This window comes from Gimesia panareensis, from assembly GCF_007748155.1.
In the GTDB taxonomy this organism is placed as follows: Bacteria; Planctomycetota; Planctomycetia; order Planctomycetales; family Planctomycetaceae; genus Gimesia; species Gimesia panareensis.
The window spans coordinates 7600609-7617182 of the sequence record NZ_CP037421.1 but is presented as its reverse complement, the minus strand read 5'-3'; the positions used below and the strand labels follow the sequence as shown (position 1 = coordinate 7617182).

Sequence of the window (16574 nt, the reverse complement as noted above, 5' to 3'; positions counted from 1 at the left end):
ATTCTGCTTCAGCAAATCAAAGCGCAGGGAATGGTTTGCTTTCGATAAATACATTAAAGGTTCATGATGAACGCGGCCCAATACCAGGAACATCCCCTGGTGAAAACCAAAATTATTGCCACTGTCGGCCCCGCTTCCTGTTCACGCGAAATGCTGCAGAAGCTGATCATTGCCGGCGTGGATCTGTTTCGACTCAACTTCGCACATGGCAAGCATGAATGGCTGGCGGAGATCGTACAGAACATTCACGAACTGTCCGAAGAGATGAGTAAGCCGATCGGGATTCTGGGCGATCTGTCCGGCCCCAAGATTCGTCTCGGCGTTCTGCCCGGCGATGAAATCAACTGTCGCCAGGACATGCGTTTCCGTTTCATTCAGGGAATGGAGACCAGTCATCCGCAGGAGCTGACCTGCACCTACGAGTCACTGATCAGTGATCTGCGGGTCGGCGATCCGGTACTGCTGGCAGACGGAATGGTCGCGATGCGGGTCGTGGAAAAATCGGAAGACAACGAGTACGTGGAATGTGTGGTCGAGCGGGAGGGCGTGATCCGCAGCAAGCAGGGAGTTAACCTGCCCGGCGTGCAGCTCAGTACGCCCTGTCTGACGGAAAAAGATCTGGATGACCTGGCCTGGGCTGTGCAGCACGGTCTCGATTACATCGGCCTCAGCTTTGTCCGTTCCGCGAATGACATCAAACAGCTCAGTGATGAGATCGACAAGCTGAATCCGCTGGAGCCGCCACACATCGTCGCCAAAATCGAAAAGATCGAAGCGGTCAGCGATATCGAACAGATCCTCAAGCTGACCGATGCGGTGATGGTGGCGCGGGGCGACCTGGGCGTCGAAGTCGATATCGAACGTGTGCCTATTATCCAGAAACGCATCATCCATCTCTGTAATCAGTATCGCATCCCGGTCATCACCGCAACTCAGATGCTGGACAGCATGCAGTTCAACACCTTTCCCACCCGGGCGGAAGCCAGCGATGTCGCGAACGCCGTACTGGATGGCAGCGACGCGGTGATGCTTTCCGGCGAGACCGCGGTCGGCGTCAGCCCGCTGGCTGCAGTGGAAATGATGAGCCGCATCGTCCGTGAAGCCGCGCGGATTCTTTCTTCGAATCTGCATTCGGAGGAGACCACCAGCAATCGTCGCCTGTATGCCCGCGAAGTGACGGAAGCGGTCACGCTGGGAGCCGGGATCACCGCAGAAAAACTGGACGCGGATCTGATGGTAACCTGTACCCACGAAGGGAAAACCGCGATGGCGCTGTCTAAACAACGACGGACGGTGCCTACCGTGGCGCTGACAGACCGGCCGGCCACCGCGCGGCGGATGACCCTCTACTGGGGCGTGACCTCGCTATTGACGGATGTGGTCGACAAATCCCCGCAGAAAATTCTGAAGTTCATCGTGAATTACGGCAAGCAGCATGGCTTCCTGTCGTCGGGGAGTCAGATTGTGCTGATCTCCGGCACCGACTGGAGTTCACTGGGGCATGACATGCTGCTGGTCCACGAAGTCAAATAACGTGAAATCCCTGATACCAACGAGGCTGTCATGAAATTGAAACTGTCGCTCGCGCTGTTGCTGCTCTGGACTGTCCAGCTGCCTCAAACCGGTTTTTGTGATGACTGGCCCCAGTGGGGCGGACCGCAGCACGACCTGGTCTGGCGGGAGAAAGGGATTGTCAAAGAACTGCCTACGAAAGGTGTGCTGCCGCGAATGTGGTCAGCGCCGCTGGGAGAAGGTTATTCCGGTCCCGCGGTGGCGGAGGTCGATTCCCGCTGGTGCGTGTTCGTCACGGATCGGATTTATAAACAACGGGTTGGCTTCGAACGGGTGCATTGCCTGGACGCCGTCACCGGCAAACTGATCTGGGGCTATGAATATCCAGTCGAATATACGGTCAGTTATCCCGCCGGCCCGCGGTCGACCCCGGTGATCAATGACGGTCGCGTCTATACGGTCGGCGCGCAGGGGAACTTTTTCTGCTTCGATGCCAAAACAGGCAAAGTGCTCTGGAGCAAAAACTTTGTCACGGATTACGGCACAAAGCTGCCGAACTGGGGCATGGTCGCTGCCCCCCTGGTGGACGGTGATCAACTGATAACACTGGTCGGCGGACAGAAAAATGCGCTGGTGGTCAGCTTCGATAAAAAGACCGGGAAAGAGCTCTGGCGTTCGTTGAGTGACACGGCCGTCGGTTATGCCCCGCCGGTCATCTTTGAATTTGGTGGCAAGCGGGAGTTGATCGTCTGGCATCCGACGGCGGTCTCCGCCCTGGAACCGGAAACCGGCAAGGTGATCTGGGAGGTGCCTTACGGAGTGAAGTATGGCCTGACAATCGCGACGCCCCGCAAAGTGGGGAACCGGCTGTTCGTCGCCAGCTTTTATAATGGTCCGCGAATGATCGAAGTCGCCGAAGATGGCCAGTCGGCGAAAGTCGTCTGGGCCGGGAAGAGCGACAGCGAGATCAATACCGACGGACTGCATCCAATCATGATGACGCCGGTCTTCGACGGGAAAAACATTTACGGCGTGGGCAGCTACGGTCAGCTGCGGGGACTGGACGCCGGCAATGGACAGCGGCTCTGGGAAACATTTGCTGCGACCGGCAAGGGCCGCTGGTGGAATGCGTTTATCATTCCGCACGAAGACCGCTATTTCCTGCACAACGAACAGGGCGACCTGATCATCGCGAATCTGACGCCCGAGGGATACGAAGAATTGAGCCGGGCCAAACTGATTGAACCGACGCGGCGCGTCCAGCGGCGGATGACGATCTGGTCGCATCCGGCCTTTGCGTTGAAAAGCGTCTTCGCCCGCAATGACAAGGAAATTATCCGGGTTGATCTTTCGGCAAAGTAAACCGGGAATATGGCTAAGCCGTTAACTGTCAATGGCTTGCCGGACTGTTGAGAATCGGGAAAAGTTTGGGGGTGACCCCCTGAGAGAGTCGTATCCGGCCCGGTTTGGCGTTAATCTGGTATGTGTTTCATCTGATGACCGCTCGGAACGGAATCGGATGTGGCTGAATTAATGCCCCGAATTGAGAGTCACAATTATGCCTTCGGATCATTTTGCCCCGCCCCAGGATCGATCCCAGGAAGTTCTGCTTCCACTGGAACCCCTCAAAGAATTACTCGTCAAGCTGTTTGTGCGGATGGGCATGTTTCAGGTGGAGGCGGAAATTGCCGCTGACCGTCTGATCGAAGCGGATCTGCGCGGCATCCATTCGCATGGCAGCCGGGCTACGGAACGATACCTGGACGCGATGGACATGGGCGACATCGATCCCCGGGCACAGATTCTGACCGTCAAGGAAACACCGGCGATTGCCGTGATGGATGGCAGCAAGGCGATGGGGCATGTCGCCGCGACCCGCGCCATGGAACTGGCGATCAAAAAAGCAGGCGAGGTCGGCACCGGGACGGTCACCGTTTACAACAGCCACCACTTCGGCGCCGCAGCCGTGTACGTGTTGATGGCGGTGAAAGCGGGCATGATCGCCTATTGCACGACCAACACGGGACGGGCGACCGTCGCTGCGCATGGCAGCAGGCAGGCGGGAACCGCTAACAACGCGATCGCCTGGGGTGTTCCCAGTCGGGACGGTGCCCCCTTCGTGCTGGACATGGCGTGTGCCAAGACTTCCTGGGGCAAGCTGGAAACGCAGGCCATGTATGGCTTACCCGTGCCCCCCGGCTATGGTCTGGACAGCGACGGGAACGAAACGACCGATGCCTCGGCTGTCAAAACTCTGATGCCCGCTGCAGGCCCCCGCGGTTACGGACTGGCTCTGATCAGCGCGATCCTGACCGGTGCGCTGGCAGGGGGGAAGATGCCGATCAATAAAACCAGGGCACCGGAGATTGAAGGTTCGGAGCATTTCTTCTACGTCATCGACCTGAAACAGTTTGTGGAAGAAGATCAATTCCATGCAGAGCTGGCTTCGGCTACGCAGGCCCTGCATCAACTGACGCCCGTGCGCGAAGGGGAACCGGTTCGCTTACCCGGCGAAATTGAATGGGAACAGACACAGCGCTCACTGCAGGAAGGGATCTCGGTCCACCGCGATCATGCCGACCAGCTGAAAGAACTCGCACAACGCGTGAAGTATGACGTTCCCTGGTAAACTCAAAGACTTTGAAATACGTTTTGATTAAGGTCTGAAACCATGAAGACTTCACATAACATCGTTGGACTGCTGATGCTGGCAGTCTGCAGCCTCGGGATAATCACTGCACCACTGCAGGCGGGAAAATACAACCCGGTTCTCGATGTGGGCGATCAGGCACCGACCTGGGAAAAGCTGCCCGCTACCGACGGGAAATCGTATGCCAGCGATTCCTTCAAAGACAAAGACGTGCTCGTGGTCGCATTCACCTGCAACAGCTGCCCGTATGCAGTCGATTACGAGGAACGCCTGAACCAGCTGGCGCAGAAATACAAGGGGAAAGATTCCAAAGTTGCGGTAATCGCGGTCAACGTCAATCTGATCCCGGCGGACAGCCTGGAGAAGATGAAAGAGCGGGCCGAGAAGCAGGGCTTTGAATTTCCTTACCTGTTCGACAAGTCACAGCAGATCGGGCAGGCCTTTGGCGCCACGCGGACTCCGGAATTCTTTGTACTCAACAAAGATCGCAAAGTCGTTTACATGGGCGCCATGGATGATTCAACCGATGCCAGCAAAGTCAAACAGAACTACGTGGAGCAGGCGATCGCGGCGGCTTTAAAAGGAAAGCAGCCGGAAACCTCCGAGACGATTGCCATTGGCTGTAATGTGCGATATAAACGCATTCGCCGAAAAAAATAACTCTCCTCACACAGCCGGTACAGCCACGCTCATGACAAACTTCAATCAGATCCAGATTCAGGATTGCATCGCCGGGATGCAGGAACTGCCGGCGGAATGTATTGACCTGGCCTTTGCCGATCCTCCTTTCAACATCGGCTACGAATACGACGAGTACGAAGACCGCCTGGAGAGCGAACAGTATCTCGACTGGTGTCAGGGCTGGCTGAGTGAAGTGGTCAGGCTGCTCAAGCCAGATGGTACTTTCTGGCTGGCGATTGGCGATGAATACGCGGCGGAGTTGAAAGTCATGATGCAGCGCGAGCTGGGTCTGACCTGTCGCAGCTGGGTGATCTGGTATTACACGTTCGGTGTGAACTGCAAGAACAAGTTCAGCCGCTCGCACGCGCACCTGTTTCACATGGTGAAAGATCCGAAGCAGTTCACGTTCAACGCCGACGATCCTGCCATTCGTGTGCCTTCGGCGCGGCAGCTGGTCTATGGCGACAAGCGGGCCAACCCCAAAGGGCGACTGCCCGACGATACCTGGATCTTGCGTCCCCAGGATATTCCCGAGAGCTTCCAGGCCGATGAAGATACCTGGTACTTCCCCCGCATCAATGGGACTTTTAAAGAACGTCAGGGCTGGCACGGTTGTCAGATGCCCGAGCAGTTGCTGGGGCGTATCATTCGTGCCTGTTCCAATCCGGAAGAGGTCGTCCTCGATCCCTTTACGGGGAGCGGCACCACGTTGGCAGTCGCCAAGAAACTGAATCGCCAGTATGTCGGCTTTGAGCTCTCTGCAGAATACGGTGCCCGGGCACAGCAGCGACTGGCAGAGATTGAAGTCGGTCAGCCACTGGACGGCCAGGAGAATCCGTTGACGAGTGCCCCGTCTACGAGAAACGGGAGGCGGATCAAAGAGACTCCGGCCGACTCCCCTGCTCCGCGGAGCAAGAAGAAAGGGAAGCAGAACCCGCGCCAGAAGAAACTGCTCTGAGCAAAAACGGTTCTGGCCAACGCACCCCGATTGCTGCCGCTCCGCTGCAGTTGCGCCCGTTCCCGCATCTCTGCGGTTGAACCGCGTTGCGTTTCTGCTTCCCACTTACCGCTGCTGGCATGCGATTCGCGTTTTCTCTACTCAACGCCTTAAATCAGCTGAAATCAGGCTGTTGAGCCCTGTTTTGTTGCCACAAAACGACAGCAGCTCAACGAGGATGTTGTTTAAAATCAACACTTTGCCTGCTTTACCCGTACGAAGCTGAGCGGCCGATAAAAAGGATCGAATCGGCCTTGTGGGTCGGTTAGAATGTAGCAGTTCAATCGTTTATTACTCTGGACAGGGTAGCAGGATTCAACGTGGTGAAAATCATCAGCTCGCTTACAGATCGATTTCGCGGCATGCTCCCCAATGGGAGCACCGAAGTTCCCGCGCGCTGGTGGACCCTGGTGGAACAGATTCAGGGTCTGCAGGTCGGGTATACTGGATGGACAGAATCCGAACTGTTCGACGAATGGAACTCATTGCGTTACCGGGTTCAGAGTGGTGAATCACTGACGGAACTGCTGCCGGAAGCCTTCGCGATTATCAGCGAGCAGATGCAGCGACACCTGGGCATGACCCCCTACCCCGTGCAGTACCTGGGCGCCATCGCCATGCATGAGGGCACGATTGCTGAAATGCAGACCGGTGAAGGCAAAACCTTGACAGCGGCTTTGACCCTTTGTCTGAATGCCCTGCCCGAACGGGGAATTCATATCGCGACCGCCAACGACTATCTCGCAGAACGGGACGCCCGCTGGCTGAGCCCCGTTTATCATTCCCTGGGGATGACCGTGGGAACCGTGACGGCAGCTTCGTCAATGAGCGAACGCCGGGCCGCCTACGAGTGTGATATTACTTATGGGACTGCCCGGGAGTTCGGGTTTGATTACCTGCGCGACCTGCTCAATTCACCGGAACTCAAAACATCAACCACAGTGCGTCGTCAGCAGCTGTTCGGTCAGAAACAGGAAAACGAAGATCAGGGGCTGCTGAATCCTCGAACGCCTTACATGGTCGTGATTGACGAAGCCGACAGCATCCTGATCGACGAAGCCCGAACACCCTTGATCATCGGTCAGACCGATCTGTCGGAAGCCAGACTGGCCGATGTCTGCCAGTGGAGTGCCGCCCAGGTTTCGCGGCTCGAAGAAAGCGAACATTTTATCGACCATGGTCCCCAGAAGGGGATGGAACTGACCGAGGCAGGACGCCGGGTGATCCGGGAACTACTGCTGCAGCCCGCAGCACCCCATTCACTTGACCCGGGAACCGCTTATCTCGCTTCCGAGCGGGCCCTCAAAGTGGACAGCTACTTCCAGCAGGGCAGAGACTATGTGGTCCGGGAAGGGAAAGTAGCGATCGTGGATGAATTCACGGGCCGCATCGCGGAAGGTCGGATGTGGCAGAATGGCATTCACCAGGCGATCGAAGCCAAAGAAGGGGTCGAGATTACTTCTCCCACGAAAGTCGGTGCCCAGACCACCGTTCAGGAACTGTTTGCCCGTTACACCCGCATGGCCGGGATGACGGGGACCGCAGCGTCCGCCCGTAGCGAGTTTAAAAAAGTGTTTGGCACTCCCGTGATCACCATTCCGACCAATCGTCCCGGACAACGTGCGTTACTGTCCGAGCAGGTCTTTCTGACGGCGGAGGAAAAATGGACTGCGATTGTGGAAGAGACCGCCGCCCTGCACCGCCAGGGGCGACCGGTGCTGATCGGCACGCGTTCGGTCAATTTGTCAAATCAGCTCGCGGCCCGACTCGAGGCGGCAGGACTGGAACACGAGGTTCTGCACGCCTTAAACCATGAAAACGAAGCTGCGATTATCGAGCAGGCAGGACAGCCCGGCCGGATTACGGTCGCCACCAACATGGCGGGACGCGGAACGGATATCCTGCTCGGAGAGGGAGTTGCCGCTGAAGGAGGCCTGCATGTCATCTGTTCCGAACTGCATGAATCGACGCGGATCGATCGCCAGCTGACAGGGCGTGCCGCACGCCAGGGGGATCCGGGCAGTGCACGGGTTTTTCTCTCACTCGAAGATGACATCCTGGCCAGCGGACTGGGCGCAGAACAGGCCGCTGCGTTGCTGGCGGACTATCAGCGTGCGGGTCGGGAACTGCAGTCAGCGGTACGTCATTTCTACCAGGCGCAGTCGCGGGTGGAGAAACGGCATGAACGCCAGCGCGTGGAACTGGTGAACCGCATCAGCGAGCGTCGTCAGATGCTGCAGCAGATGGGCCAGCATGCGAACCTGAATGCACACTGACCCGGTCTAGCCTGCTTCACTTGGTGGAGAGGGACGAATGCCCGAGGCCGATGGACTTGGGGAGCCCTGCTTTGGCAAACTGAAGATGCCTGGCAAAGGGCTGCATCAGCATGGCCGGCAGGAATAACAGGTCACCGATCAGCGCCGTGGTCAACAGGGTCAGCATCATCCAGGCGAAGCGTTGCGTCGGGATGAAGCTACTGAAGCCGAAGACCAGCAGACCCAGACCACAAATCATGGTGGTATGAATCATGGCACGACCACAGTGTTTGAGGGCGGCGTGAACGGCTTCTTCACAGCTTCGGTCCAGTTGTTTCTCGCGGCGGAACCAGGAGAGGAAGTGTAATGTATCGTCGATGGCGATTCCCAGTGCCACACTTGCGGTCATGATGGAACCGATGTCGAGCGGAATGTCCATCCAGCCCATGATTCCAAAGACAACCACGATCGGGAAGACGTTGGGCAGCATGCTGAGCAGGCCGGTCCACAGGCTCCGCTGGACGATGACAATCACGAGCGCCACCAGACCGAAGGCCGTCAGGAAGCTCATGGTCAGGTCCTGCAGAATCAGCTGCTGTACCGTATGAATCAGCGGCATGATCCCCGTGTAGTAAGCGGTCAGGTGCACGTCCTGCTCGCGATATTTTTCGAGTTCCGGCTGAAGCGTGGATTTCAGTTTATTCAGTGCCGCACCATAGTCGATCTGCTGCAGAGCGGGTACGCGGGCACTGATCCGCCACGATTCCTGGCCGTTGTTATCCGACAGGTAAACCGAGTCCAGAATGGCCTCGCGGTTTTCTTTCAGCTTTTTGTTCGTGACCACTTTTCGGAAAATCGATTCGAAGCCGTTGTGCTCGACCGGATTGGGTCCGAAGGTTGCAGCCGACATGGTGCCGGTATAGCCGTCGATGTTTTTAATCGTCTTTTCAATATCGTCAATGATCCGCAGACGCTGCAGAAAGGTTTTCTTGCAGTCTTTATCGAATTCAATCACAACTTCCACGGGAATCAGCGGCCCCATCCGATCTTCATTGAAGCGGTAGTCTTTCAGAACCTGGCTGCCGGGTGGAAACAGGGAGGGAATATCGACCGAAGAACGGGTAAACAGCAGGCCGTAAGCCGAGACCGCCATCAGCATGATGGACGTCAGGAACACGGGCAACGAATACCGCTGCAACCAGTGAGGCAGATGGTCCAGAATACCCGCGATGCGAGTAAAATAGCGGGGGAGCTGGGCTGACTGACCCGCCTGATTCGCTTTCAGAATCTGTTGCGGCGGCCAGAGCTGCATCGCTCCGGGCAGAATCAACAGCAGCACACCCAGTGTGACCAGGAGACCGATGGAGGCGATCAGTCCAAACAGGGCGATTGGAAAGATCTGACTGACCATCAACGATCCCAGCCCGATGGCGGTCGTGATGGCAGCCAGCAGACAGGGCTGCCAGCCTTTGGAGAAACCGCTTTGGACGGCCGCTTCTGCTTCTGTTTTGGATTTCGCCTGAACGGCGAACAGTTCGTCGTAGTAGTAGTTAACCAGGTGCACGCCGGCGGAAATCGTCAGGACAAAGACCAGCGAAGGTGTAATAATCAGTACGGCGTCCAGCGAGGCACCAGAGTAGTAGACCATCGACAGGACCAGCCCCTGACCGAACATCCCGGCCAGCAGGATCGTGCCGGTGAGCATCCAGGAACGGATGCAGATCCAGCATAACAGGGTGGCGAGGATCGCGGAGAGGGCACCGAATACATTCACGCTGTGAATACTGGCGCGGTCGATCGCGACCCCGTCCACAGGAGGGCCGGTGATGTTAAAATCTTCGCGGGGCAGCTGACAGACTTCTTCCGCGACGTTCAGGATATGATCAATGGATTGTTTGCGTAATTCGTTGCCACGTTGTGTGAGGATGACGACCGCGCAGCTGTCTTTCAGATTTTTGCCGACCAGTACGCCCTGCAGACGTTCCAGTGCTTCATCGCGAGGCAGCTTGAGTGGCGGGGCGGTCAGTGATTCGATGGTACCAGCGCCCGAGACGATCCGATCGAAAATGGAGGCGTGTGTTTCGCCGAAGTCGGTTTTGCCGGGCCCTTCGATGCGCTTTTCGAATTCGATCAGCCGCGGATCATCGACGTTACAGCCGGGCCAGCTGATCAGAATCAGATCGTTACTCTCGAAGTCTTTCATGAACCGGTCATAATTTTTGCGCGACTGCATGTGCGGCGGTGCCCATTTTTCCGGGGCAATACACATGCTTTCAACGCTCTGGTGCGCACCATAAATCACAAAGGGCGCGAGCAGAGTTAAGGCAATGACCGTGATAATATAACGACGGATATAACGTGGTTTTTCAGAAGTCATGAGACGATCTCTGTGTGAGGGGCTTAACAAGATCAACCGGTACCTGGGCACCATCCGGCCCATACGTACACAGGAAGTCTAGCTCACGACTTCGTGTCCGTCAGAGAAATGACAAACTTTTTGCAGGCTCGTTTCCTTGCGCAACCGCTGCAATCGGCACAATGCGGTCTGGTCATCGGTTCCGTCTGACATCCAGGTAGACGGCAACCAGAATCACGGCGCCCTTCACGATGTATTGCAGGGAATAATGAACTCCGGCCTGATTCAGCCCTTTATCGAGGATGCCGATAATAACGGCTCCCAGCAGCGTGCCAAACATGGTGCCCCGTCCGCCCGTGAAACTGGTGCCTCCCACCACCACCGCGGCGATTGCCGTTAACTCAAACATTTCCCCTGAACCGGGTTCGGCCGAGTACAGCTGCGAAGTATGAATCATGCCGGCGACTCCCGCCATCAGAGAACAGAGCAGATAGACCATGATTTCTACCCGTACAATGGGGATGCCCGTGTAGAGGGCTGCTTCCCGGTTACCCCCCAGCGCGTAGACATGCTGACCAAAGCGGGTGCGATGCAGCAGCAGCGCCATCAGCAGAAACAGCGAGAGCATAATCACCACGGGGACCGGCACGACATCGAACAACCGTCCGTTGCCGATGGCGAGGAACCAGGTCTGCTCATCTTTGATGGGCATCGGGAGTCCGCCGTTGAACCGCAGTGCGCAGCCGCGGGCGATAAGCATCGAAGCCAGGGTGATGATAAACGGTGGCATGGACGTCTTCGCAGCCGCGATGCCATGAAACGTTCCGAAGACAGCCGCGATGCCCAGTCCTGCCAGGATTGCGGTCATCAGCATGAACGGGTTTTGTGTATCACCGGAGAGCGCGGTCAGACAATAGACGGTGGTCGTACCAACGAGCGCCACCATGGCACCAACGGAAAGGTCGATGCCTCCCACCAGGATGACCAGCGTCATACCGAGTGCCAGGATGGTGTTGACGGAAATCTGCTGAGTGAGATTCAGCATGTTTTCCGGTGTGAGGAAGCTGGGGACCCAGATGCGAAACAGCAGCAGGAGTATGATGATGGCTGCCAGCAGAGGAACCATTTGCTTGACGACTTTCACGCGCTGCCTCCCGTTAATTGATGCATCACTTCTTCCGCGGTGACGGACTCGGCAGGAGAGACTCCCGTGAGGCGGCCTTCGCGGAAGGTGCCGATCTGATGTGAGATATTCAAGACTTCATCCAGGTCCGAAGAAATCAGGATCAATGCCATCCCCTGGCTGACGAGTTCGCCGATAATTCGATACAGGTCTTCCCGTGCGCCGACGTCGATACCCCGCGTTGGTTCATCGAGGATCAGGATTTTCGGGGGATGTTCCATCCAGCGACCGACGAGCACTTTCTGCTGATTGCCTCCCGAGAGATCGCGGACCGGTTGATCGGCGTTCGAGAGCCTGACGCCGAACCGCTGAACGGTCCGCGCGACCATTTTATCCCGGGTTTGGTAATCAAAGGCGCAGCCGTGAATCCATTCTTTCAACCAGGGGAGCGAAATATTAAAGGCCACGCTCTGTTCGACGATCAGCCCCTGTTGTTTGCGATCTTCGGGGACGAGTACCATACCCTGCTGCAACGCGTCCCGGGGGCTGCGGATCCGGACCGTGTTTCCGTCGATCTGGAGAGTTCCCTGGTGAATGCGGTCGATGCCGAACAGAGCCCGTGCCAGTTCGGTGCGCCCTGCGCCGACCAGACCGGCGAGTCCCAGGACTTCACCGTAGCGGACTTCGAATGAAATGTCCTGGACCTTCGCGCTGCTCAGCTGGCTGACTTTCAAGGCGACCGCGCCGGGACGATACGGGGGGCGGGGAAAATGGTCCTTGATGTCGCGCCCGACCATCCAGCGGATCAGTGTTTTCGGATCGACCTCGCTGGCGGGGGCAGTGCCGACGGACTTCCCATCCCGCAGTACGGTAATGCGATCCGAGAGGCGCATGATCTCTTCCATGCGATGCGAGATATAGATGATGCCGACCCCCTGGCTGCGCAGACGGCGCAGCGTCTGGAAGAGGGCTTCGACTTCGAGTTCGGATAGCGAGGACGTGGGCTCGTCCAAGACCAGCACACGGGCTTCCTGGGAGAGAGCCCTTGCGATTTCCACCAGCTGCTGCTGTGCGGTGCTGAGCGTGGCGACAGTGGCGGTCACGTCCCGGATTTCAGTCAGTCCCAGTTCTGCGATCAGGGCTTGTGCCCGTCGGTTCATCTCCCGTTTGTGGAGGAACCCCAGTGTGCTCGACTCCCGACCCAGAAAGATGTTTTCGGCCACGGTCAGGTTGGGGGCGAGTGAGAGTTCCTGGTGGATCAGTCGAATTTTATACCGATCGGCGGCGGAGACATTGGGCAGGGAAATCGGTTCGTCGCCTGCCCAGAGCGTGCCTGCATCGGGTTGATGGATGCCTCCCAGGATTTTGATCAACGTACTTTTCCCGGCGCCGTTTTCTCCCAGCAGAGTGTGAATCTCGCCTCCCTGGATGTCGAGGCTCACCTGGTCAAGGGCGGTGACGGTTCCGAAGCGTTTGGTGATGCCTTCCAGGCGAAGCAGCGGCGTCAGGGTGGCAGGCATGCTTTAATCTGCCTCCAGATGCTGCTCCGCATTTTCAGCCGTGATCAGTTCGACGCGAACTTTCACATCTTTGTCGACCGGCTCTCCCTTCAGGTGCGCGAGCATTTTCTCCGCAGCAATCTTGCCGATCTCTTTCGGAAACTGGGCCGAAGTCGAATGCAGTTTCCCGGCCTGGATCGCCTTGATGCCTGCCTGCGAGCCATCCACGGTGACGATGGTCACTTTGTCGAGCTTGTTGGCGGAATCAAGGGCGGAGATCACGCCCAGGGCGTTGGGATCGTTAATGGCGAAGACCGCATTCAGATCGGGATAGCGGCCGATCAGATCGCGCATCACGGGGCGGGCGCCTTCGGTGGTCCCCTTGGCTTCCTGCACGTCGAGGATTTCCATATCGGGATATGCTTGCATCGCCTCTTTAAAACCGGCAACCCGGTCGATACAGGCTTTGTTGACGGAAAGATGCAGTACGACCAGTTTTGCTTTGGGGTTCACTTTGGCGAGTGCCTCGGCGGCCAGCTTCCCGGCACGGACATTGTCAGAGGCAACCGTGCAGACAATCAGCTCTTCGTCCGCTTCTTTGACCGGGGCGTCGACGATGATGATCGGAACCTTTTTGCGCTGGGCTTCGAGCAGCGAACCTTTGAGACCTTCCCAGTTGACCGGATTGACAAAGATTCCGGCGACATCTTTCAGGATCAGATCCGAAAGATCGTTCTTCTGTTTCAGAGAATTGAACTGGGCATCGAGGATGATCAGTTCGTCGCCGTTGGCTTCGAGTTCTTTCTGCAATCCTTCCCCCAGGTCGACGAAAAAGGGATTGTTCAACGTCTGGAATGAAGCACCGAACAGTCGCCCCTGTGGCTTTTGAGGTGCCTGGCTGTCCGTCTGCGCAGAGTCGGGACCTGTGGCGGGACTGTCGTTACAGCCGCTGATAAGCGGAGCGAGGATCAGTAACAGTGAAGACGAGATCAGAAACCGTAGCGCCTTGTTCATAATCTACCTGCGTTTTCTGGGAATGAGAAATGGGCCCGTAAAACGACTCTCTGTATTACTATTAAGTAACAAATTCAGGCAGGGATGAAAAGGTACCGCGGAGAATCAGTGGTGTATCTGGAAAGATCTGTGTGGCTACCCGCGAAGCCGTTTCAACCGGTCCCCTCACCATCGATCTATGATCGAAGGCAACCAGGCGGGCGGACTCACAGGTACTGCCCCTACGCCTTGACTTCAATTCTATTAAAGGGGGTAGGCCCGAATGCAATTCGGGCCGAGCGCAGCGAGCAGGAAACTGACAGTGAGTGCGAACAAATCCAGGGAGCCACTTCGCTGCGGAAATGAAAAGAGGTCGGCGACTGCTTTCTCAATTGTCAGCGTGCCCTGACAGTTTCCTGTTGTCTCCGACAACCCCGAATTTCATTCCTGGTTGAGTATCAGATAACCCGGTGGCACTGTCGGCTCGCCAACAGTGAAATTGCCAGACGAGTGGATCTCCCAGGCCTGCGGAGTTTCTACGCAGCACGGCGGACCGTCGGCTGATTCTGTTGAGGTGCCGCGCTCTGGAACTCGGGGAGGATCCGCTGAATTTCTGCCAGGATCTCAGCGGAAGGCTGTTCGGTGACGCTGGCCAGCCGTTCGAAGGCATTATGGACGAACTGTTCGCTGACGGTGACTTTTTCGGCGACCATGATTTTGGGGTGCCGGGTCGGCAGGTGTTTTTCGCCGTCGACGTGGAGTTCCTCATACAGCTTTTCGCCGGGACGCAGACCGGTAAACTGAATTTCAATATCCTCGCCCACCTTGAGTCCGGAGAGCTTAACGAGGTCGGTGGCGAGATCGACAATCCGCACGGGCTCACCCATGTCGAGGACGAAGATTTCACCGCCCCGCCCCATCGCCCCGGCCTGGATCACCAGCTGTGAGGCTTCGGGGATGGTCATGAAGTAGCGCTGCATGCGTTCGTCGGTGACCGTGACCGGGCCGCCATTCTGAATCTGTTGTGTAAAGATCGGCACCACGCTGCCGGCGGAACCGAGGACGTTACCGAAGCGGACCGTCACGAAGTGACAGCGGGAGTGAGCGGCCAGCGACTGCACGTACAATTCGGCAATGCGTTTGTTGGCACCCATGACGTTGGTGGGATTGACGGCTTTGTCCGAGGAGATCATCACGAAGGAGCCGACGGCGAACTCTTCAGCCAGGTCGGCCAGGTGTTTGGTGGCCAGCGCGATGTTTTTGACGGCTTCGCCCGGGTTCCCTTCCATCAGGGGGACGTGTTTGTAGGCAGCCGCGTGGAACAGAATGTCCGGCTGGTATTCCCGCATGACGGCACGAATGCGTTTGGAATCGTTGATGTCGGCAATGACGACATCAAAGCGGCCGGCGTAACCCAGTTTGATCAGTTCCCGTTCCAGGTAGAACTGGCTGTTTTCGGAACGGTCGACCAGAACCAGTTTGCGGGGGGAGAACTGCAGGAGCTGGCGGCAGATTTCCGAGCCGATGCTCCCGGCACTGCCGGTGACCATCAGGACGCGGTCGTCCATCCAGTTGCGAATGTTCTGCATGTCGAGTTGTACGGGTTCGCGTCCCAGCAGGTCTTCGATGCAGACGGGCCGCGGTTTCATTTCCACTTTGCCCGAGAGCAGCTGCTGATAACTGGGAAGGACCTGCACCTGAATGTCGGCCGAGTTTCCGGCTTCCATCAGCTGGCGGACGGTCTTGCCCGGAATTTCATCAGCCGGCAGCAGAACTTCGGAGACGCCGTAGTCTTCCGCCAGCGAGCACATCTGATCGAGGGCGCCGAGTACGGGGACCCCGTTGATGCGGGTTCCGATGCGGTGGGGATGGTCATCCAGAAACCCGACGATCCGCAGGCAGGAATTTTTATCGCGTTCGATCATGCGCAGCAGCGCGGCGCCGGCTTCGTTGGCACCGATGATAAATGTGGGTGTGCAGTTTCCGTTCTGGCGGAACTTGCGGCCGCTGTCCCGGACCATGCGAATCCCGGCGCAGAAACCGCAGACGACCAGAATCGTGGATCCCCAGTCGATGAGAAAGACCGAACGGGGCAGTATGAACTTGGGGAAGATGAGATAATCCACCAGCGCCAGCCCGATCGAGCTGATCGTGACCGCTTTGGCCAGGTTGACCACGTCGCGGGTGGTAATGTAGCGGCTGCGGATTTTATAGACTCCACTGCCCCAGAAGGTGAACGTCTTCAGACCGACGGCCCAGAGGACGGTCGAGCGGAACATGCGGAAGCCGTTCTCGCCCAGTACGCCGTCGACATTCAGGGAGCCTTCATAGCGCAGCCAGAACGCGAGGTAATAGATCGCGCAGAATATAGGTAGAAAGACGACCATCCAGAACAGCTGACGCCGTGAGATGGTGAAGCGTTTCAACCAGTTTGAAATCGGCCTGGAGTCCAACCTTAACCCCTGAAGCTACAGGTTCCCGGCTGCGAATGTCAGCCAGGATGTGTAC

At 57.2% G+C, this 16574-nt stretch carries 11 protein-coding genes; 6 read left to right on the top strand and 5 right to left on the bottom strand.

The window, feature by feature from the left end:
- The first annotated feature begins 99 nt into the window (after nucleotides 1–99).
- The 6 genes from pyk to Enr10x_RS28830 all read left to right on the top strand — a co-directional run bounded on the left by pyk (nucleotide 100) and on the right by Enr10x_RS28830 (nucleotide 8116).
- Nucleotides 100–1533 carry a pyruvate kinase gene (gene pyk, locus Enr10x_RS28855; RefSeq protein ID WP_232093179.1) on the top strand — a complete coding sequence of 478 codons (1434 nt, stop codon included), beginning with the start codon at nucleotides 100–102 and terminating at the stop codon, nucleotides 1531–1533.
- 30 nt (nucleotides 1534–1563) lie between these two features.
- Nucleotides 1564–2874 carry a PQQ-binding-like beta-propeller repeat protein gene (locus Enr10x_RS28850; RefSeq protein WP_145115634.1) on the top strand — a complete coding sequence of 437 codons (1311 nt, stop codon included), beginning with the start codon at nucleotides 1564–1566 and terminating at the stop codon, nucleotides 2872–2874.
- Between the two features lie 196 nt (nucleotides 2875–3070).
- Nucleotides 3071–4141 carry an Ldh family oxidoreductase gene (locus Enr10x_RS28845; RefSeq protein ID WP_145452488.1) on the top strand — a complete coding sequence of 357 codons (1071 nt, stop codon included), beginning with the start codon at nucleotides 3071–3073 and terminating at the stop codon, nucleotides 4139–4141.
- A 42-nt stretch (nucleotides 4142–4183) separates the two neighbouring features.
- The gene (locus Enr10x_RS28840; RefSeq protein WP_145452487.1) at nucleotides 4184–4822 is read left to right on the top strand and encodes a thioredoxin family protein; all 639 of its coding nucleotides are present in this window, start codon (nucleotides 4184–4186) and stop codon (nucleotides 4820–4822) included.
- A 31-nt stretch (nucleotides 4823–4853) separates the two neighbouring features.
- Nucleotides 4854–5801, top strand: a complete 948-nt coding sequence (locus Enr10x_RS28835; RefSeq protein WP_145452486.1) for a DNA-methyltransferase — start codon at nucleotides 4854–4856, stop codon at nucleotides 5799–5801.
- Nucleotides 5802–6163: 362 nt separating this feature from the next.
- The gene (locus tag Enr10x_RS28830; protein WP_145452485.1) at nucleotides 6164–8116 is read left to right on the top strand and encodes a preprotein translocase subunit SecA; all 1953 of its coding nucleotides are present in this window, start codon (nucleotides 6164–6166) and stop codon (nucleotides 8114–8116) included.
- A 16-nt stretch (nucleotides 8117–8132) separates the two neighbouring features.
- On the opposite strand, the gene Enr10x_RS28825 is transcribed toward Enr10x_RS28830, so the two are convergent.
- The 5 genes from Enr10x_RS28825 to Enr10x_RS28805 form a co-directional block, all read right to left on the bottom strand.
- Complete coding sequence (locus Enr10x_RS28825; RefSeq protein ID WP_197996293.1) at nucleotides 8133–10472, bottom strand: efflux RND transporter permease subunit; 2340 nt, start codon at nucleotides 10470–10472, stop codon at nucleotides 8133–8135.
- Between the two features lie 172 nt (nucleotides 10473–10644).
- Nucleotides 10645–11595 (bottom strand): ABC transporter permease, encoded by a 951-nt coding sequence (locus tag Enr10x_RS28820; RefSeq protein ID WP_232093178.1) that lies wholly within the window; start codon nucleotides 11593–11595, stop codon nucleotides 10645–10647.
- Nucleotides 11592–13094, bottom strand: a complete 1503-nt coding sequence (locus Enr10x_RS28815; protein WP_145115622.1) for a sugar ABC transporter ATP-binding protein — start codon at nucleotides 13092–13094, stop codon at nucleotides 11592–11594. Before Enr10x_RS28815 ends, Enr10x_RS28820 begins: the two co-directional genes overlap by 4 nt.
- A gap of 3 nt (nucleotides 13095–13097) precedes the next feature.
- A complete protein-coding gene (locus tag Enr10x_RS28810) occupies nucleotides 13098–14087 on the bottom strand; it encodes a sugar ABC transporter substrate-binding protein (protein ID WP_145115620.1) in 990 nt (329 codons plus the stop codon).
- 515 nt (nucleotides 14088–14602) lie between these two features.
- Nucleotides 14603–16519: a polysaccharide biosynthesis protein gene (locus Enr10x_RS28805; protein WP_145115617.1), complete on the bottom strand. Its 1917-nt coding sequence runs from the start codon at nucleotides 16517–16519 to the stop codon at nucleotides 14603–14605.
- Nucleotides 16520–16574 lie beyond the last annotated feature (55 nt).

Bases quoted from the DNA above. Each gene is read 5' to 3' on its own strand.
- Enr10x_RS28845 (WP_145452488.1), top strand. From the start codon at position 3,071: ATGCCTTCGGATCATTTTGCCCCGCCCCAGGATCGATCCCAGGAAGTT.
- Enr10x_RS28815 (WP_145115622.1), bottom strand. From the start codon at position 13,094: ATGCCTGCCACCCTGACGCCGCTGCTTCGCCTGGAAGGCATCACCAAA.
- Enr10x_RS28850 (WP_145115634.1), top strand. From the start codon at position 1,564: ATGAAATTGAAACTGTCGCTCGCGCTGTTGCTGCTCTGGACTGTCCAG.
- Enr10x_RS28825 (WP_197996293.1), bottom strand. From the start codon at position 10,472: ATGACTTCTGAAAAACCACGTTATATCCGTCGTTATATTATCACGGTC.
- Enr10x_RS28840 (WP_145452487.1), top strand. From the start codon at position 4,184: ATGAAGACTTCACATAACATCGTTGGACTGCTGATGCTGGCAGTCTGC.
- Enr10x_RS28810 (WP_145115620.1), bottom strand. From the start codon at position 14,087: ATGAACAAGGCGCTACGGTTTCTGATCTCGTCTTCACTGTTACTGATC.
- Enr10x_RS28835 (WP_145452486.1), top strand. From the start codon at position 4,854: ATGACAAACTTCAATCAGATCCAGATTCAGGATTGCATCGCCGGGATG.